We start from the raw sequence: 22119 nt of genomic DNA on the forward strand, positions 1-22119 counted from the left end.
GCGCGCTCCCGATCCCCGGGGCGTGCGGGAAGGGGAACCGTGACGGCGACCGATCAGGCGATCGAGATGGCCAGGGTGGCCGTGGCCGCGGCCGCGGACAAGAAGGCCGTGGACATCCTCGTGCTCGACGTCTCCGAGCAGCTCGTCATCACCGACTGCTTCGTGCTGGCGTCGGCGCCGAACGAGCGGCAGGTCTCGGCGATCGTCGACGGCATCGAGGAGAAGCTGCGCGAGCACGGCGTCAAGCCGACCCGGCGCGAGGGCACCCGTGAGGGCCGGTGGGTGCTGCTCGACTTCACCGACATCGTCGTGCACGTCCAGCACACCGAGGAGCGGGGCTTCTACGGTCTCGACCGGTTGTGGAAGGACTGCCCGGTGCTCGACTTCCCGGAGGCCCGCGTCGAGGTCGCTCCCGACGAGGACGGCACCGACGAGGACCCCGCCGCCGGCGCGGCCGGGTGAGCCTGCGCAGGGTCGTCCTGCTGCGGCACGGGCAGACCGACCACAACGTCGACGGCCGCATGCAGGGACACGTCGACTCGACGCTCACCGCCCGCGGCCTCGGTCAGGCCCGTGCGGTGGCGCCCGAGCTGGCGCGCTTCGCGCCGGCCCGCCTGATCAGCTCCGACCTCAGCCGCGCGGCCCGCACGGCGGCCGAGGTCGCGGCCGTGACCGGGCTGCCCGTCGAGTACGACGTGCGGCTCCGCGAGACCGACCTCGGCGACTGGGGCGGCATGTCGATCGTCGACATCGAGCGGACGACGCCAGGCGCGATCGACGCCTGGCGCTCCGACCCGACCTGGCGGCCGCCCGGCGGCGAGACCCGCGTCGAGGTCGTCGCGCGGTCGGTGCCGCTGGTCGAGGAGCTCGACGCGGAGTACGCCGACACGGAGGCCGACGTCACCGTGCTGCTCGTCGCGCACAGCGGGGTCATCGCCGGGATGGTGTCCGGCCTGCTCGACCTGCCGCAGACCGTGTGGCCCGCCGTGGGCGGCATGGGCAACGCGCACTGGGCCGTGCTCGGCCGCAGACCCGGCAAGTCGATGTGGCGCCTCACCGGCTACAACGTGGGTCTCGACCGATGAGCCGGAGCGCGTCGGTGCTGCTCGTGCTCGCCGACTCGCTCGCCTTCCACGGCCCCGAACGCGCCGAACCCGCCGACGACCCCCGGCTGTGGCCCAACGTGGCCGCCGCCGCGCTCGGCCTGCGCGCCGAGGTCGTCGCCGGGGCCGGGTGGACCGCCCGGCACGCGTGGCACGCGCTCACCCATGACCCGCGGGTCTGGGCCGTGCTGCCATGCGTCGAGGCGCTGGTCCTCGGGGTCGGCGGGATGGACGCGCTGCCCTCGCCGCTGCCCACCGCGGTCCGCGAGCTGATCCCGGTGCTGCGGCCCGCTCCGCTGCGCCGCGTCGTCCGCGACGGGTACCTGCGCGCCCAGCCCCGGCTCGCTCGGGCGTTCGCGCGGCTGCCCGGCGGTGGGCCCGTCGCGCTGCCGCCGCGGCTGACCGTCGAGCACCTCGAACGCTGCCGCGCCGGCGTGGCCGCGCTGCGCCCGGAGGTCGTCGTCGCCGTGCTGACCCCCGCCCCGCACCGGGCCGCCGTCTACGGCGGCGCGCACCCCGGCCGGGAGCGTGCCGAGCGCGCGACCCGACGCTGGGCGGCCGGTTCCGGAGCCGCGGTCGTGGACGTCGTCGCGCTGGTCGGCGACCACGTCCGCGCGGGCCACGGCAACCCCGACGGCATGCACTGGGGCTGGTCGGCACACGCCACCGTCGGCGCCGCGGTGGCCGCCGTCGTCGCCGACGGGACGGGTCGGCGACGCGAGCCGGGGATGGCACCGCCGACGGCGCCGAGGCGCTAGGGTCCGTCGTCGTGCCCGTCGCCGTCGTGACCGACTCGACCTCCTATCTGCCGGCCGGCGTCGCTGCGGAGCGCGGCATCCGGATCGTCCCGCTCGAGGTGCGGCTCGGGGACCGCACGGGCCGCGACGGCGAGGACGTCACGCCGGACGAGCTCGTCGCCGCCCTGGCCGACCGCAGCCTCGACGTCCACACCTCCCGACCCACCCCGGCCGCGTTCGCCGCGACCTACCGGGATGCACTCGAGGGCGGTGCGACGGGCGTCGTCTCCGTGCACCTGTCCCGTGAGCTCTCCGGGACCTGGGACGCGGCTCGCCTCGCCGCGGAGGAGGTCGGGCCGGGCCGGGTGCGCATCGTCGACTCCCGGGCCGTCGCCATGGGGCTCGGGTACGCCGTACTCGCCGCCTGCGACGCGGCCGACGCCGGCGCGGGCGGAGCGGAGGTCGAGCAGGCCGCGGCCGACGTCGCCGCGCGCTGCCGGGTCTTCTTCTCCGTCGACAGCCTCGACCGGCTCCGCCGCGGGGGCCGGATCGGGGCCGCGGCCAAGCTGTTCGGGACCGCCCTCGCGGTGAAACCGCTGCTGCACCTGGCCGAGGGCCGCATCATGCCGCTGGAGAAGGTCCGGACGACGGCCCGTGCGGCGCAACGACTTCTCGATCTCGCCGTCGCCGCCGCCGGCGAGGGTGCCGACCTCGCCGTGCACCACCTCGGTGCCGCCGCGCGCGCCGAGGAGCTGGCTGCCGCGCTGCGCGAGCGGCTGCCCGACGCCGCCCGGCTGCTGGTCTCGGAGGTGGGGGCGGTGATCGGGGCGCACGCCGGGCCCGGGCTGCTGGGGATCGTCGTCGTGCCCCGCCGGTCGGACGCGGGCTCGGACGCGGGCTCGGACACGGACACGGACACGGGCGCGGGCGCGGGCGCGGGCGCGGGCGCGGGCTGATCTCTCTCGGCAGAGCGTCCGGGGCCGATCCGCACGCCGCCCTATCGGGGCGGAGGCGGGGCGGCGCGCCGCTGCTCGGTTGGCGGTGTGCCGCGCGGTGTTGCTCGTGTGGCGGTGTGCCGCGCGCGTCCGAGTGCCGCGCCGGCGGCTGCGCCCCCGCCCAGCGTTCCACACCCCACCGACTTCTCTCCGATGTGAACGACCGCCCGCGGCGAGTTGTCCCCATGGCAGGCGGCTGTCCACAGTGATCCTGCGGCGCGGCCCATCGGTCCCACCGCGGTCATAGCGTCGCCGACGTGGCAGGTGCGGTGGACTCGCGAGGGCGGCTGGCCGCGGCGTTCCGCGGTCGCGGTCCGAGTGCCCTCCCACGTGCGGCGGCCGACGACCGCGGTCCTGATGCGTTCTGGACCGACCGTCCGGAGTGGATGGCCGAGCCCGCCACGGTGGAGCTGCCGCTCGTGCCGGACGCGGGCATCGGACGCCGCGGTCCCGTCGCCGCGCTGGCCGATCGGCTCCGGCGCCGCCGGGGGTCTGCGGTGCGTCGCTGGGTCCCCGAGGGCCTGCGCGGCGCCCGGCTCGACCCCGGCAGACCGGGTGCGATCGCGCTCGCGCTGGTCACGGCGGTCGCGGCGCTGGCCGCGGCGATCGGGGTGTGGGGAGAGCGGCCGCGGGCCGAGGCCCTCCCGGCGGCTCCGGCGGCGGGGCTGTCCCCGCTCGTGGCGACGACCGCGCCGACCGAGGGTCCGGACGCCGGTCCGATCGTGGTGAGCGTCGTCGGCAAGGTCGCGCGTCCCGGCCTCGTCCGGGTGGCTGCCGGTGCCCGGCTGGCCGACGCGCTCGAGGCCGCGGGGGGCACCCTGCCCGGGACCGATGTCGCGGCGCTCAACCTCGCCCGTCGGCTCACCGACGGCGAGCAGCTCGTCGTCGGTGCGCCCGCCGCCACGGCCGACGCACTCGCGTCCGGGGGTGCTGCCGCCGGGTCCGACGGCGGCGCGGGCGGTGTTCCGGGCGCCGGCGCGCGGATCGACCTCAACAGCGCGACCGTGGCCCAGCTCGACGAGCTGCCCGGCGTCGGGCCGGTGACCGCGCAGCACATCGTCGACTGGCGTACCCGCAACGGCCGCTTCAGCCGGGTCGACCAGCTCCGTGAGATCGACGGCATCGGCGAGCGGAAGTTCGGCAGGCTCCGCGAACTGGTCGTCGTCGGATGACGCGCCCGGCCCGCGACGGCGCCTGCGGCGCCCCTGGGGACCTTGACAGTCCCGAACAGGAGCGTCCCCGTCCCGACCTGCGACTGGTGCCGGCCGCGTCGGCGGCATGGGCGGTCGTGCTCGCGGGCCTCCTCGGCGGTCCGTGGGTGGCGTGTGTCGCCGGGATGCTCGGCCTCCTCGGCCTCGCGTGGGTGGTCCGGTGCCGGCGCGACCGCGGCTGGTTCGCCGGCGTCGTCGCAGCACTGGGGTGCGCGGTCGCCGCCGCGGGGGTCGTCGGCGCGAACGTGGCGCTCGTCGCCACGCATCCGCTCGCCGACGCCGCCGCGCGCGGCGCCTCCGCCACCATGCGCGTCACGCTGACCGACGATCCACGCCCGGTCCGGGTGAGCGGTGGGTTCGGTCCGGCGCAGGTCACGATCACCGCTTCGCTCGACCAGGCGCGGGCCGGCGCCGGGGTGTGGACCTCCGGGGGCCGGGTCCTGCTGCTGGCGCCGGCCGAGGGCTGGGAGGTGCTGCTCCCCGGGCAGTCGGTCCGCGCCGAGGGGCTGCTCGCACCGGCCGCCCGCCACGACCTGACGATCGCCGTGCTGCGCGTCCGCGGGTCGCCCGCCGAGGTCGGCCCCGCGCCGTGGTGGCAGACCGCCGCAGGCGGGCTGCGCGACGGTCTGCGCGCCGCGTCCCGGACGCTGCCCGAGCGGTCCGCCGGGCTCTGGCCGGGCCTCGCGGTGGGCGACACCCGTGACCAGTCACCCGAGGTGGCCGACGACTTCCGCGCCGCGGGGCTCACCCACCTGACCGCCGTCAGCGGAGCGAACCTCGCCGTCGTCGCGGGGGCGGTGCTGTTCCTCCTGCGGCTGCTGCGTGCCGGGCCCAGGACGTGCGCGGTGGGCGCGGTACTCGCGCTGCTCGGGTTCGTCGTCCTCGCGCGGCCGTCACCGAGCGTGCTGCGGGCGGCGGTGATGGGTGGGATCGTCCTGCTGGCGTTGGCGCTGTGCCGCCGCAGGTCGGCCGTGCCCGCACTCGCCGGGACCGTCGTGGTCCTGCTGCTCGGTTCGCCACGGCTGGCGGTCGATCCGGGGTTCGCGCTGTCGGCCGCGGCGACCGCGGCGCTCGTGCTCGTCGCGCCCGGCTGGGTCCGGCGGCTGCGGGCCCGTGGCGTCCCGCCGGGGGTCGCCGAGTCGATCGTGGTTCCGGCCGCGGCCGGGCTGGCGACGGCGCCGCTGGTCGCCGGGCTGAGCGGGACGGTCAGCCTCGTCTCGCTCGTGGCGAACCTGCTGGCCGCGCCCGTCGTCGCACCCGCGACCGTGCTCGGGGTGCTCGCCGCGCTCGTCTCGGTCGTCGGCAGCGGGCCGGCGGTCGTGTGTGCCTGGCTCGCGAGCCCAGAGGTGGGCTGGCTGGTGCTCGTCGCCGACCACGCCGCGGCGATCCCCGGAGGTGTCGTGCCGTGGCCGGCGGGCTGGCCGGGCGCGCTGCTGCTCGTCGCGGTGATCGTCGTGGTCGGCGTGCTCACCCGCTCCCGGCGGGTCCGCGCGCTGCTGCTCGCGGTTCTCGTCGGGCTGCTGCTCGTCCTGGTGCCGACGAGGGTCGTCCCGGTCGGCTGGCCGCCGGGCGGCTGGGCCGTCGTGGTGTGCGACGTCGGGCAGGGCGACTCGCTCGTGCTGGCGACCGGCTCACCGGGGCACGCGGTACTCGTCGACGCGGGTCCCGACGACGGCCCGACCGACGACTGCCTCGCCCGCCTCGGGGTGCGCGTCCTCGATCTCGTGATCGTCAGCCACCTGCACGCCGACCACGTCGGCGGGATGGCGGGCGCGCTGCGCGGGCGAACGGTCGGGGGCATCGCCGTCGGACCGTCACGGCAGCCTCTGGCAGCGCTGCGCAGGATTCAGGCGCAGGCTCCGCGGGCGGGGACGACCGTCGTCACTCTCGACCCCGGCAGGCGGCTGAGCTGGCCCTCGCTGGTGATCGACGTGCTCGGACCGCTGCACCCGGCGCCCGACGTCGATCCCGACGACGGTACCGCCGTCAACGACGGGTCGCTGGTGATGCGGGCACAGACCCGTGCCGGATCGGTGCTGCTCACCGGCGACGTCGAGCTCGCGGCCCAGGCCGATCTGCTCGCCTCGCACGTGCCGCTGCAGGCCGACGTCCTCAAGGTGCCGCACCACGGCTCGCGCTACTCGTCGCGGGAGTTCCTCGCTGCCGTCGCGCCGCGCGTCGCGCTGGTGTCGGTCGGGGCCGGCAACACCTACCACCACCCCAACGAACCGCTGCTCGCCGTGCTCAGTGGCGCGGGCGTCGTCGTCCGCCGCACCGATCACGACGGCGACACGGCCGTCGTCGCGGGGGACGAGCCGGAGCGCCCGGCCGTCGTCTCCCGTGGCGACCCGTTGCCCGCCCGCCGCCGACGATCTCGACGGGCGGTGCGGGCGGGATCAGCCGCGCCCGGCGAGGGCCTCCTTGACGGCCTTGCTGCTCGACGCGACCGTGGCGGTCGGGCCGACCCGGTCGGCGACGGCGTCGAGGGTCTTCAGGCCGTCACCGGTGATGAGCAGGACGGTCTCGGCGTCGGGGTCGATCTTGCCGGCCTCGATGAGCTTCTTCGCGGTCGCGACGGTGACACCGCCCGCGGTCTCGGCGAACACGCCCTCGGTCCGGGCGAGCAGCTGGATGCCGTCGCGCACCTCGTCGTCGGACACGTGCCCGATCGCGCCACCGGTGCGGCGGACCGCGTCGAGGACGTAGGGGCCGTCGGCGGGGTTGCCGATCGCGAGCGAGCGGGCGATCGTGTCCGGCCGCACGGGCTGGACGACGTCGTGCCCGTCCTCGAACGCCTTCGCGACGGGCGAGCAGCCGGTGGCCTGGGCGCCGAACACCTTGTACGGCGTCGCATCCACCAGGCCGAGCTTGCCGAACTCGGCGAACCCCTTGTCGACCTTGGTCAGCTGCGACCCCGACGCGATCGGGACGACGATCTGCTCGGGCAGCCGCCAGCCGAGCTGCTCGGCGACCTCGTAGCCCAGCGTCTTCGAGCCCTCCGCGTAGTACGGACGGACGTTGACGTTGACGAACGCCCATTCCTCGTGCTCGGCGGCGAGCTCGGTGGCGAGCCGGTTGACGTCGTCGTAGTTGCCGTCGACGGCCAGCAGCGTGCCGCCGTAGACCGCGGTGGTGAGGACCTTGGCCTTCTCCAGCGACGAGGGGATCAGCACGACGGAGTCCCAGCCCGCGCGGGCGGCCGCGGCGGCGACGGCGTTGGCCAGGTTCCCGGTCGACGGGCAGCACAGCACGGTGAAGCCCAGCTCGCGGGCGGCGGCGAGCGCGACGGCGACGACGCGGTCCTTGAACGAGTGCGTCGGGTTGCCGGTGTCGTCCTTGACCCAGAGCGACCGCACACCCAGCGCGGCGGCCAGCCGGTCGGCCTTGATCAGCCGGGTCATCCCGGGCTCGGTGTTCGGGTGCGACTGCACGTCGGACGGCACGGGGAGCAGGTCGCGATAGCGCCAGATCGACTGCGGGCCGGCCTGGATCGACTCCCTGGTCACCGCCGGGAAGTCGTAGGCCACCTCGAGGGGCCCGAAACACTCGGGACAGGCGAACTCCGCGGCCAGCGGGGTCTCGTGGCCGCACTCACGACAAGACAGGGCTCGGGCGGGGCCCAGATCGAGGGAGGTGGTCTGCGCAGCGGCAGTAAGGGTCATCGGAAGATCTCCTCATCTTCCCCGCGACGTGCGGGTCGGAATTGGCACCGTGATCGTCACGCGCGATGGTCGTGCGACGCCGGTTGCCGGGGCTTCAACGGGCCGTTCCCTCTGCCCCTCTGGATGAGCCATATTCGGTTGTCCCGCGGCAGACCGCGGTCACGTTCACCCATTACCGTACGACACCGGCGTCGTCCTCGCGAAGGCATGGTCCGTGATGTGGGAGGCGGGTCACGGCTGCGGCCCGTCGTGGGCGACGATGGTGGACGTGACCCCAGCCGCCTCGGACGGCCGCCCCGAGCCCGTCAACCTCGTCATCGGCGAGGAGGAGCTGCTCGCCGAGCGGGCCGTGCAGGAGGTCGTCGTCCGGGCGCGCGCGGCCGACCCCGAGACCGAGGTCCGGCGGCTGCGCACCAGCGAGGTCGACGCCCAGGAGCTGGCCGAGCACCTCAGCCCGTCGCTGTTCGCCGAGGGGCGCGTGGTCGTCCTCTCCGCGGCGCAGGAGGCGGGCAAGGACATGGTCGCCGCCGTACTTCGCTACGCCGCCGAGCCCGCCGACGGGATCGTGCTGGTCCTGCAGCACCAGGGTGGTGCCCGTGGCAAGTCCTTCGCCGACGACCTGCGCAAGGCCGGAGCGGCCGTCACCCGCTGCGAGCGGCTGACCCGCCCGGCCGAGCGGGCCGACTTCGTCAGGGCCGAGGTCCGCCGGCTCGGCGGGAAGATCACCGGCGACGCGGTCGACGTGCTGCTCGAGGCAGTCGGTTCGGAGCTGCGGGAGCTGGCATCGGCGGCCGGCCAGCTGGTTGCGGACACCGGCGGGGTCGTCGACGAGAAGGCCGTCCGGCGCTACCACCGCGGCCGGGCCGAGGCGACGGGGTTCACCGTCGCGGACAAGGTCGTGGCCGGCGACCGCGAGGGCGCGCTGGAGGCGCTGCGGTGGGCGCTGGTGCTCGGCGTCGCGCCGGTGCTCGTCGCCGACGCTCTCGCCGACGCCGTCCGCACCCTGGCGAAGGTCGGTGCGGCCGGACGCGGCGACCCCAACCGGCTCGCCGGGACCCTCGGGATGCCACCGTGGAAGATCCGCAAGGCGCAAGGGCAGGTGCGGTCGTGGCGGCCGGAGGGGCTCACCGTCGCGTTCGCGGCCGCCGCCGAGGCCAATGCCGACGTCAAGGGCGCGGCCGCCGACCCGGAGTTCGCCCTGGAGCGCGCAGTGCGTCGCATCATCGACGCCCGCGACATCCGCTGACCCGCACCTGCTCGCGGGTCGGGTGTCGCCCCGTCCCTCGTCGTGGACCTCGCCGGGCACTGCCGCCGGCTACAGTGCGGAGCCCGGTCGTGATCCCAGAGCCTCCCGACGAATGCCGCGTGCGCCCGAGGCGTGGCCCCGTCCCCGAGCGCGACCGCTGCGCTGTCCACTGCGCCGGGGACGACGCCGAGGTTGCCCGCGGGCCGTCGTGCGCAACCTGAGTGCTGTTGATCGGGCCGGGAAGGACGGCGAGGTTCCGCGCGGACGGTCGGGCGCAACCTGAGTGCTGCCGTCGGGCCGGGGGCGGCGGTGGGGTTACGTGCGGGCGAGTCGGTGCAACGTGAGTGCTGGCGATCGGGCCTGGGGGAGGACGGTGGGGTTGCGTGCGGGCCGTCGCGCGCAACCTGAGTGCTGGCGATCGGGCCGAGGGCGACAGTGGGGTTGCGCTCGGGTTCTCGCGCGAACCTGAGCTGCCGATCGGCCAGGGACGACGGTGAGGTTGCGCTCGGGTTCTCGCGCGCAACCGCAAGGCTGTCCCCGTGCCCAGGAGCGCGGCCTCGACTCGCAGCAGGGCCACGACTCGCACGGACTCGGCCCGCCCCCAGCTCCGGCGCTCAGCCCCGACCCGCTCAGCCCCGACCCGCTCAGCCCCGACCCGCTCAGCCCCGACCCGCTCAGCCCCGACCCGCTCAGCCCCGACCCACGGCGCCTGACGGCCTCGCCGGGTCGACTCGGCCCGGCCAGCGGCCGGAGTGCGAGCGGGGGCGTCCTGCGAACACACCAACGGCGCCGTCCGCAGTGCGGACGGCGCCGTCGAGGTGTGGGTCCGGCGTGGGCGCCGGAGCCGCTCAGCTCTCCGAGGAGGAGAGGGCGTGGGCGCGCCGGGCGATCGCCGACTTGCGGTTGGCGGCCTGGTTGCGGTGGATCACACCCTTGCTGGCGGCCTTGTCGAGGGCCTTGGCGGCGGCGCGCTGCAGCTCGACGGCCTTCTCGGTCTCGCCCGCCTCGGCCGCCTCACGGAACCGACGGATGGCGGTCCGCACCGACGACTTGACCGCCTTGTTGCGCTGGCGGCGCTTCTCGTTGGTCTTGACCCGCTTGATCTGGGACTTGATGTTGGCCACGCGTTTGCCTCGAGTCTTCCTGCCTGGAACGTGTACGGGGGCCGGCGTTGCGACCCGTACCGCGGATCGTGCGACCCGGATCGAGCGAGCACGCCGTGCGCTCGGTCATCCATGCTAACAGCGGCCCCGTCGACCCCCGACAAAGCCCCCGTCGGGTGACCGTCTCGACCGCGGGATCGTCGTTCCCGCTGGCTACGGTTTCCCCATGACCGTAGTACTCGTGCACGGGAACCCGGAGATCGCAGCCGTCTGGGGCCCGCTGGTCGCGCACCTCGGTGCCGAGCGGCCGGTCGTCAGGCTGTCCCCACCGGGGTTCGGGGCGCCGCTCCCCGACGGGTTCCCGGCGACGGTCGAGGCGTACCGCGACTGGCTGGTCGGGGAGCTGGAGGAGCTGACCGCGGGCGGCGCCGAGATCGACCTGGTCGGCCACGACTGGGGTGGCGGCCACGTGCTCAACGCCGTGATGGCGCGCCCGGACCTGGTGCGCAGCTGGGCGAGCGACGTCGTCGGCGTCTTCGACCCGGAGTACGTGTGGCACGAGCTCGCGCAGTGCTGGCAGACGCCGGGCGAGGGTGAGCGCGCGGTCGAGACGATGGCGGCCAGCCCGGTCGCGGAGCGCGCGCGGCGCCTGGCGGCCCGCGGGATGGACGCGGCGGTGGCCGACCGGGTGGCCGCCGGGTTCGACGACACGATGGGCGAGTGCATCCTGCGGCTCTACCGCTCGGCCGCGCAGCCGGTCATGGCCGACCTCGGGGCGGGGCTGGCAGCCGCCGCACAGCGCCCGGGCCTGGCGATCATGCCGTCCGAGGACACGTTCGTCGGCACCGAGGAACAGCGGCTGCGGGCGGCGGAGCGGGCGGGCGCGCAGGTCGAGACCCTCGACGGCCTCGGGCACTGGTGGATGACGCAGGACCCGGCCCGTGGTGCGGCGGCGCTGACCCGGTTCTGGTCCGGTCTCTGACGCGCTCCCCGGCGGGCGAGGGTCACACCGCGCGCAGGTCCAGCGTGAGCTCCGCGGGCGCCCCCTCGACGAGCCGGACCGGGATCCCCCAGTCCTGCTGGTAGCGGTGGCAGGCCGCGAAGACGCCGTCGCCCTCGTCGCACGCCGCGGCGGCGACGCTGACCGACAGCACCCCTTCGGCGACGTCGGCGGCGAGCTCCACCGAGCGCACCAGGCCGGGTGCGGTGCCGGCACCGCTCACGAGCAGCGACGGCGGGGAGGCGCCGACGGTCAGCGACGTCGGATCGCCGAAGCGGTCGTCGAGGTGCTGGCCGGTGGGCGGGGTGAAGGCGACCGTGAGCCGCAGCGGGCCGGGGGCGAGATCCGTGCGGGACCGGTGGACGCGGTGTGCTCCGGCGTCGACCCGGGCGCCCGCCGGGACGGGCAGCCGCACGAGCCGGTGCGCGGCCGACTCGACGACGACGAGCGTGTCGCCGTCGACCAGGACGTCGGAGGGCTCGCGGAGGTCCCGGGCCAGCGTCGACACGGTGCGGGTCGCGGGGTCGTAGCGGCGCAGCGCGCCGTTGTAGGTGTCGGCGATCGCGACCGAGCCGTCGGGCAGCACGGCGACGCCGAGCGGGTGCTGCAGCAGCGCCTCGTCGGGCGCGGACCCGTCGCGGAACCCGAAGTCGAACAGCCCGAGCCCGACGGCGGTCGTGACCGCCGCGCCCGCCGCGGGGGACGCGACGACCGAGCGCACCGCCGAGGTCTCGGAGTCGGCGACCCACAGGGTGGCGTTGGTGCCGACGGCGAGGCCGGACGGCTGGGCGAAGAACGCGTCGGTGAGCGGTCCGTCGCGCAGACCCTCGTTCGTCGTGCCGGCGAGGACGGTCGTGGTCCCGGTCCGCGGATCGAACGACCACAGCTGGTGCGAGCCCGCCATCGCGACGACGACCCGGCCGTCCCACCACGCGACGTCCCACGGGGTCGAGAGCTCCTCGGCGGTCGCGCCGACCGCGATCCGCTCGCGCAGCTGGGCGCCCGTCCCGGCGAGCGTGCGGACCTCCCCGGAGGACAGTCGCAGCCCCCGCAGGGCATGGTTGACGCTGTCCGCGACGACGACGTCGTACCCCACGTCCGCGGCCACGTCGGCCGGCAGCGCGACGAGGCCCTGCGGTTCGGAGAACTCGGGGTCGGCGCCGTCGCGCAGGCCACGCCGCCCGTCGCCGATCCGGCGGCGCTCGGTGACCAGGTCCTCGTCGAGCTCGACGAGCTGGTGGTGGGCGGTGTCCGAGACGAGGTAGGAGCCGCCGGGCAGCGCGATCACCTTGCCGGGGAAGCGCAGCGCCGTCTCCGGCTCCGCCGGCGCGATGTAGGGGCCGTCGCCGCGGTGCAGCGTGCCCGCGGCCTCGTGCTCGGCGACGAGCTCACCGATCAGCACGTCGAGCCCGTGCGCGTGGCCCTCCCCCGACAGCTGTGCGACGACGTAACCCGTCGGGTCGATCACCACCAGCGTCGGCCAGGCGCGTGCGGCGTAGGCGTCCCAGGTCTGCAGGGTGGGGTCGTCGAGCACCGGGTGGCCGACGCCGTAGCGCTCGACCGCGGCCTCGACGGCATCGGGGTCGCCCTCGTGGACGAACTTCGGCGAGTGCACCCCGACGGTCACGAGCACGTCGGACCAGCGCTCCTCCAGCGGCCGCAGCTCGTCGAGGACGTGGAGGCAGTTGACGCAGCAGAAGGTCCAGAAGTCGAGCAGGACGATCTTGCCGCGCAGGTCGGCCAGCGACAGGTCCCGGCCGCCGGTACCCAGCCAACGGCGGCCGCGCAGCTCGGGGGCGCGCACACGCATCCGGGTCGTCACGCAGGGATCAACTCCCGCCGCCCCACCCGTGTTCCGGCCGAGGGCCGTCGTGAGCGGCGATGGTCGCCATACGACAATCGCCGCTCACAGGGGTGCCAGCCGGCGGGCCCGCGCCGCCCATCGGCCGTCCTCCTGGACGATCTGTACCGGGTGTCCGAAGCACTCCGAGACGAGGTCCGTCGTCAGTACGGAGGACGCCGGGCCCGCGGCGAGGCAGCGGCCGTCGCGCAGCAGGTAGGCGTGTGTCGTGCTGGGCGGGAGCTCCTCGAGGTGGTGGGTGACCAGCACCGTCGCGAGGGCGGGGTGCTCGTGGCGCAGCACGTCGAGAGCGGTCAGGAGCTGCTCGCGGGCAGCGAGGTCCAGGCCGGTCGCGGGCTCGTCGAGCAGGAGCAGGCGCGGCGCGGGCATGAGCGCGCGGGCGATCAGGGCACGGCCGCGCTCACCCTGCGACAGGGTCGGCCAGCGGTCCGAGGCCCGGTGGCCGACGCCGAGCAGCGCGATCAGGCGGTCGGCCTCCGCCTGCTGGGCCGCGTACGGGGCCCAGCGGGGGACGGGTTCGGTCGTGTTGGTCAGGCCGGTCAGCACGACCTGGCGCAGCGTGAGCGGGGACTGCAGCGGGTGGCGCGGGTTGACGTGCCCGAGGTACGAGCGCAGCTCGCGGACGTCGACCCGGCCCAGCCGGCGGCCCAGCACGTGCACCTCGCCGCGGGTGGGATGGGTCTGCGCGCCGAGGATGCCCAGCAGGGTCGACTTGCCGGCGCCGTTGGGGCCGAGCAGGGCCCAGTGCTCACCGCGCTCGACGCGCAACGACACCGAGTCCAGCAGCCGCGCCGTGCCGCGGACGAGATCGACGTCGCGGGCGAGCAGTACGGGACCCGCGTCGGCGGGCGTCGAGGCGATCACGGGATCTCACGCTAGCCACGGCTCCGCCGCGCGGTCCCGCACCCGCGGCGCGACACTGATCACGTGCCGGAGCTCCCCGAGGTCGAGTCCGCCCGCCGGGTCCTGGAACACGCCCTGGACCGCCGCATCGTCGCGGTCGACGACACCGACGAGTGGGTCTGCCGCCCGCACCCACCGGGGGAGATCGCGTCGGTGCTGGTCGGCGGCACGTTGACGGCGGCGCACCGGCGCGGCAAGGCAATGTGGTGCGAGACCCGCGACGAGCACGGCGACGACGGGCCACACCTCGGGCTGCACCTGGGCATGGGCGGGCACCTCGTCGTCACCGACGCGGATGACGTGCGCGCCGGCGGCGATCCCCGGCCGGACGGCTCGCAGGGCAGGCCCGAGTGGAACCGCTTCACGGTCACCTTCGACGACGGTGGCGAGCTGCGGCTGTTCGACAAGCGTCGGCTCGGGCGGGTGCGCCTGGACCCCGACATCGACGCGCTCGGCCCGGACGCCGAGGAGATCACCGCCGCCGGACTGCGTGAGCGGCTGCGCCGCAGCCACGCTCCGGTCAAGGCACGGCTGCTCGACCAGAAGGTCGTCGCGGGCATCGGCAACCTGCTTGCCGACGAGACGCTCTGGCAGGCGCGGATCGCGCCGTCGCGGCCTGCGGACGAGCTCGACCGCACCGAGGTGAACCGCCTGCACCGCAACCTCGAGCGGGCGCTGCGGTCCGCGATCGAGAAGGGCGGGGTGCACACGGGCCGGGTGATCGCGCACCGCCGTGCCGACGGGGCCTGCCCACGCTGCGGGGCCCCGATGGTGCACGGCACGGTCGGCGGCCGCTCCACCTGGTGGTGCTCGGCGGAACAGGCGAGGTGAGCCGGCCTGCCGGGGAGGGTGACGCGGGCCGACCCGCCGGGCGCTCGCCGGAGCCCTCGACCGCATTCCGTTCGGCGTCACCCGCGCCACCCGCGCCGCCCGCGTCATCGACGCCTCGAGGTCACCGGCCCGTGCCACGATCGTCGACGTCGTCGGCGCGGTCGGGATGTTCGCCGTCGGCGTCAGGTGCGTCGGCCCGCAGATCCACGGCATCGCGCCGGAGGAGATCCGCGGGACCGCCGTCGACCGAGCGGGCGGGGGTCCGGCCGGCCGGGCCCCCGCCGGCGGGTCCGGCCCGGCTCGTCGCACGGGCGGGCCAGGTCCGGCGCACGAGCACGCACACCGTCAGCCAGGTGGCGCCGACGAGCCAGCCGGCCAGCACGTCGCTGAACCAGTGCACGCCCAGGTAGAGCCGCGTCGCGCCGACGGCGAGGACCCACAGCGTGGCACCGGTGAGCACGGCGACGCGGGTCCGCACCCCCCACGCGTGCCAGCCGACGACGACCAGCGCCCCGACCACGACCAGCGACATCGTCGCGTGGCCCGAGGGCAACGACTCGTTGGTCTCGGTCACCAGCCGCGTCGCCGCGGGCGGGCGGGCCCGGTCGAAGAGCGCCTTGAGCAGCCGGAACAGCGCGCTCGCGCCGATCGTCGCGGCGGCGAGGAAGAGCACGTCGCGACGGTGGCCGCGCAGCCACAGCAGCACGCACGCGGCGGCGGCGAGCCCCGCCATCGCCGCGGTGCTCCCGACGGTGGTGACGACGACGGCCGCGGTCGTGAGGTCGGGCGTGCGGACGTCGAGGAAGTCGGCGAGCACGGTCGGGTCGGCCGCGGCGGGCCCGGACCCGGTCAGGCCCGCGTGCAGCAGCCACCCGGCGGCCAGGCCGAGCACCCCGACGAGCCCGACCGCCACCGCGAGCCGCGCACGCGGACCGGAGGGCATGTCGCCAGTGTGCCGCGACGTCCGCCGGTCCGCGTCCGGGCGGCTACGACGAGCGGCCGCGCAGCTCCCGGTACCGCTTGACCAGCGCCGTGGACGACGCGTCGAGCCCGGCGTACGACGGGGCGGCGTCGGAGAGCACCGGCACCAGCTGCTTGGCCATGACCTTGCCCAGCTCGACGCCCCACTGGTCGAACGAGTCGATGCCCCAGATCGAGCCCTCGACGAACGTCACGTGCTCGTAGAAGGCGATGAGCTGGCCGAGCACCGACGGGCTGAGCTCGGGCGCGAGGATCGTCGAGGTCGGCCGGTTGCCGGGCATGACCTTGTGCGGCACCACGTCGGCGGGGGTGCCCTCGGCCGCGATCTCCTCGGCGGTCCTGCCGAACGCGAGCGCCGCGGTCTGGGCGAACAGGTTGGCGGAGAACAGGTCGTGCATGTCGGCCGCGCCCTCGCCGGGCAGGTCGTGCGCGGGCCGGGCGAAGCCGATGAAGTCCGCGGGCACGAGCCGGGTGCCCTGGTGCAGCAGCTGGTAGAACGCGTGCTGGCCGTTGGTCCCCGGCTCGCCCCACCAGATCTCGCCGGTGGTCGTCGTGACCGCGACGCCGGTCTGCTGCACCGACTTGCCGTTGCTCTCCATCGTCAGCTGCTGCAGGTAGGCGGGCAGCCGGTGCAGGTACTGGCTGTAGGGCAGCACGGCGTGTGTCTGGACGCCGAAGAAGTTCGCGTACCAGACGTTGAGCAACCCGGCGATCAGCGGCACGTTCTCCGCGGCCGGCGCGGTGCGGAAGTGCTCGTCGATGGCGTGCATGCCGGCCAGGAACTCGCCGAACCGGTCGGGCCCGACGGCGACCATGAGGGAGAGCCCGATCGCGGAGTCGACGGAGTAGCGGCCGCCGACCCAGTCCCAGAAACCGAACATGTTGGCCTCGTCGATGCCGAACTCCCGCACCTTCTCGGCGTTCGTCGACACGGCGGCGAAGTGCTTGGCGACGGCGGAGTCGTCGCCCAGTGCTGCGAGCAGCCAGTCACGGGCGTTGCGCGCGTTGGTCAGCGTCTCGAGTGTGGTGAAGGTCTTGGAGGAGACGATGAACAGCGTCGTCGCCGGGTCGAGGTCGCGGACGGTCTCGGCGAGGTCGGTCGGGTCGATGTTGGACACGAACCGGACGGTGAGGTCGCGGTCGGACCAGGCCTTCAGCGCCTCGTAGGCCATGACCGGGCCGAGGTCCGAGCCGCCGATGCCGATGTTGACGACGGCGCGGATGCGCTCGCCGGTGTGGCCGGTCCACTTCCCGGACCGTACCGAGTCGGCGAACGTGCCCATCCGGTCGAGGACCTCGTGCACGTCGCTGACGACGTCCTGGCCGTCGACGGTCAGCGACGCGTCGCGGGGTTGCCGGAGCGCGGTGTGCAGGACGGCACGGTCCTCGCTGGTGTTGATGTGGTCGCCGCGGAACATGGCCGCGATCCGGTCGGGGATCCCCGCCCGCTCGGCCAGCGCGAACAGCAGCGGCAGCGTGTCGCGGGTGATGCGGTGCTTGGAGTGGTCGAGGACGAGGTCGGCCGCCGTGGCGGTGAAGGCCTCGACACGGTCGGGGTCGGAGTCGAAGAGCTCGCGCAGGTGGAGTGGCTCGACCTCGCGCTGGTGGGCGGCCAGTGCGGCCCACTCGGGAGTCGACGTGATGTCGGCGGGACGGCTCGATGCGCTCACCGGCTCATCATGCCCACCCACGCAACGGCGGGGGAGGGTCGAGACCCGTGGCCGACGGAGCCGGGACCGCGGCGGGCACCGCCGGGACGGAGCTGGGAGAACCGCAGGGGCGGAGCTGGGAGAACCGCAGGGGCGGAGCTGGGAGAACCGCAGGGGCGGAGCTGGACGGACGAAGCGGCCGGGCGGCGCTCCCCAGAGCCGCCCGGCCGTGCGGGGTGTGCCGGCCCCCCGCCGACTGCCCCGGAACCATCCGTCCGCGCCCGCTCCCCAGCGGCGGCGACGTGATGGTCGACCCCGTGCCGGGCGAGCCCCCCAGGTGCTGCCCTCCCGCCCGGCAGGAGGAACTCTGCCGGATCCCCGCGGCCGACACGACCGTGCTGGCCCGCCATCGGGGGTGGTGCTAGCCCCACCCCCGACCGGACGCAAGTCCCCGGATCGGGAAGCCGCGGGCTACCCGTCCGTGAAGGTTGCAATCCGGAGCGTGACCTTTCCGGTCGTCGCGCGTTACACGGATGAGTGGTCGATGTGCGACAGCTCACCGCGTACGACCGAACGGTCGTCGCACGATCGGCCGTTCAGCGCTTCATCGTGTGGCATCCGGTCTAGCGTCGGTGGGGCGTCCTCATCGGACATCGAACGGCCCGGGCGGTCCTCGCCGCGGGACCCCGGCGGCACCGAAACCCCCGAACCGCCCCGACCCGACAAGTTCTCCAGGGAGGCTGTAATGCCCCGCACGCTCCCCGACTGGATGCGCGACTGGTCGCGCGACGCGCTGATCCTCGCCGCGCGCCTGATCGTCTCGTTCGTGATGCTCGCGCACGTGTGGCAGACGTTCGTGCAGACCGGGTTCGCCAGCACGACGGTCGTGTTCACCAAGTTCGGCATCCCGCTCGCCATCGTGGCCACGGCGTTCACCCTGGTCGTGGAGCTGACGGGGTCGATCCTGCTGGCGCTGGGCGTGCTCGTCCGCACGGCGGCCGCCGGGTTCACGTTCGTCATGGGCGGCGCGATCGTGTTCGTGCACGCCAAGCACGGTGTGTTCGTGACCAACGGCGGGTGGGAGCTCGTCGGCATGATCATCGCGACGGTGCTGGGCATCGCGGCGTTCGGTCCCGGGCGGCTGAGCCTGTCGCACGTGATCGCCGGATGGCGGGCCCGGGCCGCCGAGACGCGCGCCCAGCGTCGCGCCGTCGTGGTCAGCGTGGCCGACAGCGGCCGGCCCGCGGCTCCGGCGATGGCCGGCGGCCCGCGCCCCGAGCAGGTCGCCCGCGCCGCGGAACTGGCCCGGTCCGCGCAGGCCGAGCCGGTCACCGACGTCCGTGGCTTCCCGATGCTCTCCGAGCGCTTCGTGCCGATGGGCACGCCGGCGTCGGGTGCCGGCCGGTCCACCGCGGCCGAGCCGCAGGAGTCCGCCCCGGCCGACGGCGCCCCGGCCTGGACGGCCGGCGAGTTCGGTGAGGGCGCGAATGCGGCCGACGGCTCGGGTCCGCGCTACGTCCCGACCTGGACCGAGCCCGAGCCGCACCTGTTCTCCACCCGCTGATCACGGCACGGTAGCCACCGGCGTCGCCCGCCCCCCGCGGCGCACGCACACCCCGATCCTCGGTGCTCGGACCGTCGGCAAGGATGGTCGCGAGCGAGAGGACGGGGTGTCGTGCTGCGAGCGGTCAGGGCGATCCGCTACGTCACGCCGTTGCGTGAGGGCGGATCGCTGCCGGGTCTGATGGAGGCCGACGACCTCGGTACCTACGTGGTCAAGTTCCACGGGGCGGGCCAGGGCCGCAAGGTGCTGGTGGCCGAGGTCGTCGCGGGCGAGCTCGCCAGGGGGCTGGGTCTGCCGGTCCCGCGGCTCGTGACGATCGACGTCGACCCCCGGCTGGGGCCGGCCGAGCCCGACCAGGAGGTCCAGGAGCTGCTGCGGAACTCGCCGGGCCGCAACCTCGGCGTCGACTTCCTGCCGGGCGCGCTCGACCTCGATCCGCTGGTGTTCGACCCCGGCCCGCAGTTCGCGGGCCGCGTCCTGTGGTTCGACGCGCTGGTCGGCAACGTCGACCGCTCGTGGCGGAACTCGAACATGCTGCTCTGGCACCGGCGGCCGTACCTGATCGACCACGGTGCGACGTTGACCTTCCACCACGGCTGGTCGGGCCCGCCGACGGCCGAGGCCCTCGCCGAGCGGGCCGCCCGGCCGTACGACGCCGCCGACCACGTCCTGCTCGGTGCAGCCCCCGACGTCGACGCCGCCGACGGCGCGCTGGCACCGCTCGTCACCCCCGGGCTGCTCACCGCGGCCGCCGCGGCGGTGCCCGACGAATGGCTCGCCGACGAGCCGGGCTTCGGCTCGGCCGACGCGGTGCGGGCCGCCTACACCGCGGCGCTCACGGCCCGGCTCGACGCCCGGCACGCGTGGCTGCCCCCGCTGCGCGAGGCCGTCGCGGCCGGGGCCCGGCGGGTGGTCCGGCCGTCGGCCCGGCCGTCGTGGCTGGGCGGGTGAGGCGGATGCACCTCTACGAGTACGCGGTGCTGCAGGTCGTGCCGCGGCCCGAGCGCGGTGAGGCCGTCAACGCCGGGGTGATCGTCTACAGCCGCGCCGTCGACTTCCTCGGTGCGGCCGTGCGCCTCGACGCCGCCCGCGTCCGGGCCCTCGACCCGCACGCCGACCTCGAGGCGATCGCACTGGCGCTCGACTCCGTCGCGGGGATCTGCGCGCTGACCGCCCCCGCACGGTCCGACCGGCTCACCGACGCCGCGCTCGCCGCCGCGGGGCCCGGCGACGGGGAGGACCTGGGCCGCCGGTTCCGGCGGCTGACCGCCCCGCGTTCGACGGTCGTGCGCCCGGGTCCCGTCCACACCGGACTCGCCGCGGATCCGGCCTCCGAACCGGCCCGGCTGCTCGCCCGACTCGTCCTGCCCGTGACGTAGGCCCCGGGCGCTGGCCCTGCGGCCGTCGGCACCCTTGAATGAGCGGATGAGCCGATCGACGGAGATCGCGACCGACGACCCGGTCCCCACCGGGCCGCTGGCGCGCTGGCTGCACGCCGAGGTGCCCGAGGTGTCGGCCGGATCCGGTGCGCTGCAGGCGACCCGGATCGCGGGCGGGCACTCCAACCTCACCTACCGCATCGTCGACGACGCCGGGGTGGCCTGGGCGCTGCGCAGGCCGCCGATGGGTGGCGTCCTCGCCACCGCACACGACATGAGCCGCGAGTGGCGGTTCATCAGCGCGCTGCACCCGACGCCGGTGCCGGTCGCCCGGCCCGTCGCGTACTGCGCGGACCCCGACGTCATCGGCGCCGAGTTCTACGTGATGGCGTTCGTCGAGGGGACCGTCCTCGGCGACGACGCGGCGGGCGCGGCCTACCCGCAGGAGTCCCGGCACGCCGCCGGCCTCGCCACCGTCGACGTACTGGCCGACCTGCACTCCGTCGACCCCGACGAGGCCGGGCTCGGCGACCTGCACCGACCGGGCAGCTACCTGCAGCGGCAGCTCAAGCGCTGGCACAAGCAGGCCCACGCCTCCGCCGTCGAGGACCTGACGGGCATCGACGCCGTCCACGACATGCTGGTCGCCGCCGCCCCCGAGGCCACTGCGACCCGCATCGCGCACGGCGACTTCCGCGCGGGCAACCTGATGTACTCGCCGCGGGGTGAGGTCCGGGCGGTCCTCGACTGGGAGCTCGCGACGCTCGGCGACCCCCTCGCCGACCTCGGCTGGCTGCTGATGTCCTGGACGCGTCCGGGCGACGCCGTCCCGGCCGGCACCAACAGCCCGTCGGCCCAGCCCGGCTTCCCGGACCGCGCCGAGCTCGTCGACCGCTACGTGGAGCGGACCGGGACCCCGCTCGGCGACGACGTCGTCGCCTACTACGTGGCCTTCGCGCGCTGGCGCTCGGCGTGCATCGGGGCCGGGGTGTACTCGCGCTACGTCGCCGGGCACATGGGACCCGGTGCCGAGCAGGGCGCGGCTTCCGCGACCCGGCTCGAGGTGCTGCAGGCCCAGGTCGACGAGGCCCGTCGGATGCTGGGCGGCTGACCGGACCGTCGGGCGGCGCGTCGTCACCGGATCGGGACCTGTCCGGTGGACGTTTCCGGCACTGCATCCGAGCCGATGTGCGCGACAATCGCGCGATGCGTCGCCGGGGGCGGCGCCCGCACCTGACGGCACCACTCGGCTGGGGAGACGGACGACGATGACACGGGGATACGGGACCGGGGACGAGTACGGGAACCCGCGCAACCCGTCGCAGTACGAGGATCGCACCCGCGAACTGCCCGCCGACCCCTACGAGGACCAGCGCTACGACCCGCAGTACGGCCAGTACCCGCCGCAGCAGCAGTTCTCCGGTGGGCGCCCGACGCCGCCCGGCACCCGGGCCCCGGTCGTCAACGCCGCGCGGCTCTGGGCGGGCGGGGTCGCGACGGCGATCGTCGCGGCCCTGATCGCGCTGGTCGGTGTGCTGATCGCGAGGGCATTGCCCAAGGTCGAGTTCCTCGGGCCCCTGGCGTCGGGGCCGCTGGGCAGCGGGAAGACCGTGGTCCTGTGCCTGGGGGCGGCGGTCGCCGCGCTCGCCGCGACGGGGCTTGCGCACCTGCTGCTGGTGAGCACCCCGCGGCCGATGGCCTACTTCGGCTGGATCGTCGCGCTGTGCACGGTCGTCGCGATCCTGCTGGCGTTCCTCGGCACCGGTTCGCTCGGGGTGAAGATCGCGTCGGCGGTCATCTACCTGGTCATCGGCATCGCGATCGGCTCGCTCGTGACCGGCGCGGCCATCTCGGCGACGGGCGGTCGCGCAGCCTCCCGCTGACGAGCCCCAGT

General features: G+C 75.1%; 19 protein-coding genes, 1 pseudogene and 1 riboswitch. Of the genes and pseudogenes, 14 read left to right on the forward strand and 6 right to left on the reverse strand.

The window, feature by feature from the left end; genetic code table 11:
- The first annotated feature begins 39 nt into the window (after nt 1–39).
- From rsfS to PSED_RS10225, 6 genes and pseudogenes are all read left to right on the forward strand, one after another.
- Entirely contained in the window at nt 40–462 is a 423-nt protein-coding gene (rsfS, locus tag PSED_RS10200) for a ribosome silencing factor (RefSeq protein WP_013674164.1), read from the forward strand.
- The gene (locus tag PSED_RS10205) at nt 459–1085 is read left to right on the forward strand and encodes a histidine phosphatase family protein (RefSeq protein ID WP_013674165.1); all 627 of its coding nucleotides are present in this window, start codon (nt 459–461) and stop codon (nt 1083–1085) included. Before rsfS ends, PSED_RS10205 begins: the two co-directional genes overlap by 4 nt.
- Nucleotides 1082–1861, forward strand: coding sequence for a diglucosylglycerate octanoyltransferase (gene octT, locus PSED_RS10210; protein WP_013674166.1), 780 nt, complete (start codon nt 1082–1084; stop codon nt 1859–1861). The genes PSED_RS10205 and octT overlap by 4 nt, the downstream gene beginning before the upstream one ends.
- An 11-nt stretch (nt 1862–1872) precedes the next feature.
- Nucleotides 1873–2796 carry a DegV family protein gene (locus PSED_RS10215; RefSeq protein ID WP_013674167.1) on the forward strand — a complete coding sequence of 308 codons (924 nt, stop codon included), beginning with the start codon at nt 1873–1875 and terminating at the stop codon, nt 2794–2796.
- Between the two features lie 296 nt (nt 2797–3092).
- Nucleotides 3093–4007: a ComEA family DNA-binding protein gene (locus tag PSED_RS10220; protein ID WP_233899377.1), complete on the forward strand. Its 915-nt coding sequence runs from the start codon at nt 3093–3095 to the stop codon at nt 4005–4007.
- 344 nt (nt 4008–4351) lie between these two features.
- Nucleotides 4352–6274 (forward strand): annotated as a pseudogene (locus tag PSED_RS10225) (DNA internalization-related competence protein ComEC/Rec2); the annotation flags it as partial.
- 168 nt (nt 6275–6442) lie between these two features.
- Here the strand turns inward: PSED_RS10225 and thrC are convergent.
- Nucleotides 6443–7708: a threonine synthase gene (thrC, locus tag PSED_RS10230; protein WP_013674169.1), complete on the reverse strand. Its 1266-nt coding sequence runs from the start codon at nt 7706–7708 to the stop codon at nt 6443–6445.
- A gap of 9 nt (nt 7709–7717) precedes the next feature.
- Nucleotides 7718–7838, reverse strand: a riboswitch (SAM riboswitch).
- Between the two features lie 129 nt (nt 7839–7967).
- Between thrC and holA the strand changes: the two genes are divergently transcribed.
- Nucleotides 7968–8954 (forward strand): DNA polymerase III subunit delta, encoded by a 987-nt coding sequence (gene holA, locus PSED_RS10235; protein WP_041760892.1) that lies wholly within the window; start codon nt 7968–7970, stop codon nt 8952–8954.
- Between the two features lie 848 nt (nt 8955–9802).
- Here the strand turns inward: holA and rpsT are convergent.
- On the reverse strand, nt 9803–10078 hold the full coding sequence (gene rpsT / locus PSED_RS10240; RefSeq protein WP_013674171.1) for a 30S ribosomal protein S20: 276 nt from the start codon (nt 10076–10078) through the stop codon (nt 9803–9805).
- Between the two features lie 205 nt (nt 10079–10283).
- On the opposite strand from rpsT, the gene PSED_RS10245 reads away from it, so the two are divergent.
- Nucleotides 10284–11039 carry an alpha/beta fold hydrolase gene (locus tag PSED_RS10245; protein ID WP_013674172.1) on the forward strand — a complete coding sequence of 252 codons (756 nt, stop codon included), beginning with the start codon at nt 10284–10286 and terminating at the stop codon, nt 11037–11039.
- A gap of 22 nt (nt 11040–11061) precedes the next feature.
- Here PSED_RS10245 and PSED_RS10250 read toward each other — a convergent pair whose 3' ends face one another.
- On the reverse strand, nt 11062–12867 hold the full coding sequence (locus PSED_RS10250) for an NHL domain-containing thioredoxin family protein (RefSeq protein WP_013674173.1): 1806 nt from the start codon (nt 12865–12867) through the stop codon (nt 11062–11064).
- 96 nt (nt 12868–12963) lie between these two features.
- Nucleotides 12964–13782, reverse strand: a complete 819-nt coding sequence (locus tag PSED_RS10255; protein WP_013674174.1) for an ABC transporter ATP-binding protein — start codon at nt 13780–13782, stop codon at nt 12964–12966.
- A gap of 63 nt (nt 13783–13845) precedes the next feature.
- Between PSED_RS10255 and PSED_RS10260 the strand changes: the two genes are divergently transcribed.
- The gene (locus PSED_RS10260; protein ID WP_013674175.1) at nt 13846–14652 is read left to right on the forward strand and encodes an Fpg/Nei family DNA glycosylase; all 807 of its coding nucleotides are present in this window, start codon (nt 13846–13848) and stop codon (nt 14650–14652) included.
- 121 nt (nt 14653–14773) lie between these two features.
- Here PSED_RS10260 and PSED_RS10265 read toward each other — a convergent pair whose 3' ends face one another.
- Both PSED_RS10265 and pgi read right to left on the reverse strand, forming a co-directional pair.
- Complete coding sequence (locus tag PSED_RS10265) at nt 14774–15595, reverse strand: phosphatase PAP2 family protein (protein WP_013674176.1); 822 nt, start codon at nt 15593–15595, stop codon at nt 14774–14776.
- 43 nt (nt 15596–15638) lie between these two features.
- Complete coding sequence (pgi, locus tag PSED_RS10270; RefSeq protein ID WP_013674177.1) at nt 15639–17303, reverse strand: glucose-6-phosphate isomerase; 1665 nt, start codon at nt 17301–17303, stop codon at nt 15639–15641.
- Nucleotides 17304–18027: 724 nt separating this feature from the next.
- On the opposite strand from pgi, the gene PSED_RS10275 reads away from it, so the two are divergent.
- From PSED_RS10275 to PSED_RS10295, 5 genes are all read left to right on the forward strand, one after another.
- Complete coding sequence (locus tag PSED_RS10275; RefSeq protein WP_013674179.1) at nt 18028–18846, forward strand: DoxX family protein; 819 nt, start codon at nt 18028–18030, stop codon at nt 18844–18846.
- Between the two features lie 111 nt (nt 18847–18957).
- Nucleotides 18958–19797 (forward strand): HipA family kinase, encoded by an 840-nt coding sequence (locus PSED_RS10280; RefSeq protein ID WP_013674180.1) that lies wholly within the window; start codon nt 18958–18960, stop codon nt 19795–19797.
- A gap of 5 nt (nt 19798–19802) precedes the next feature.
- The gene (locus PSED_RS10285; RefSeq protein WP_013674181.1) at nt 19803–20225 is read left to right on the forward strand and encodes a DUF3037 domain-containing protein; all 423 of its coding nucleotides are present in this window, start codon (nt 19803–19805) and stop codon (nt 20223–20225) included.
- A gap of 46 nt (nt 20226–20271) precedes the next feature.
- The gene (locus PSED_RS10290) at nt 20272–21336 is read left to right on the forward strand and encodes a phosphotransferase family protein (protein WP_013674182.1); all 1065 of its coding nucleotides are present in this window, start codon (nt 20272–20274) and stop codon (nt 21334–21336) included.
- 157 nt (nt 21337–21493) lie between these two features.
- Nucleotides 21494–22108 (forward strand): DUF6069 family protein, encoded by a 615-nt coding sequence (locus PSED_RS10295; protein WP_013674183.1) that lies wholly within the window; start codon nt 21494–21496, stop codon nt 22106–22108.
- Nucleotides 22109–22119: the final 11 nt, after the last annotated feature.

Origin of the sequence: Pseudonocardia benzenivorans CB1190 (assembly GCF_000196675.2) — a bacterium.
In the GTDB taxonomy this organism is placed as follows: Bacteria; Actinomycetota; Actinomycetes; order Mycobacteriales; family Pseudonocardiaceae; genus Pseudonocardia; species Pseudonocardia benzenivorans.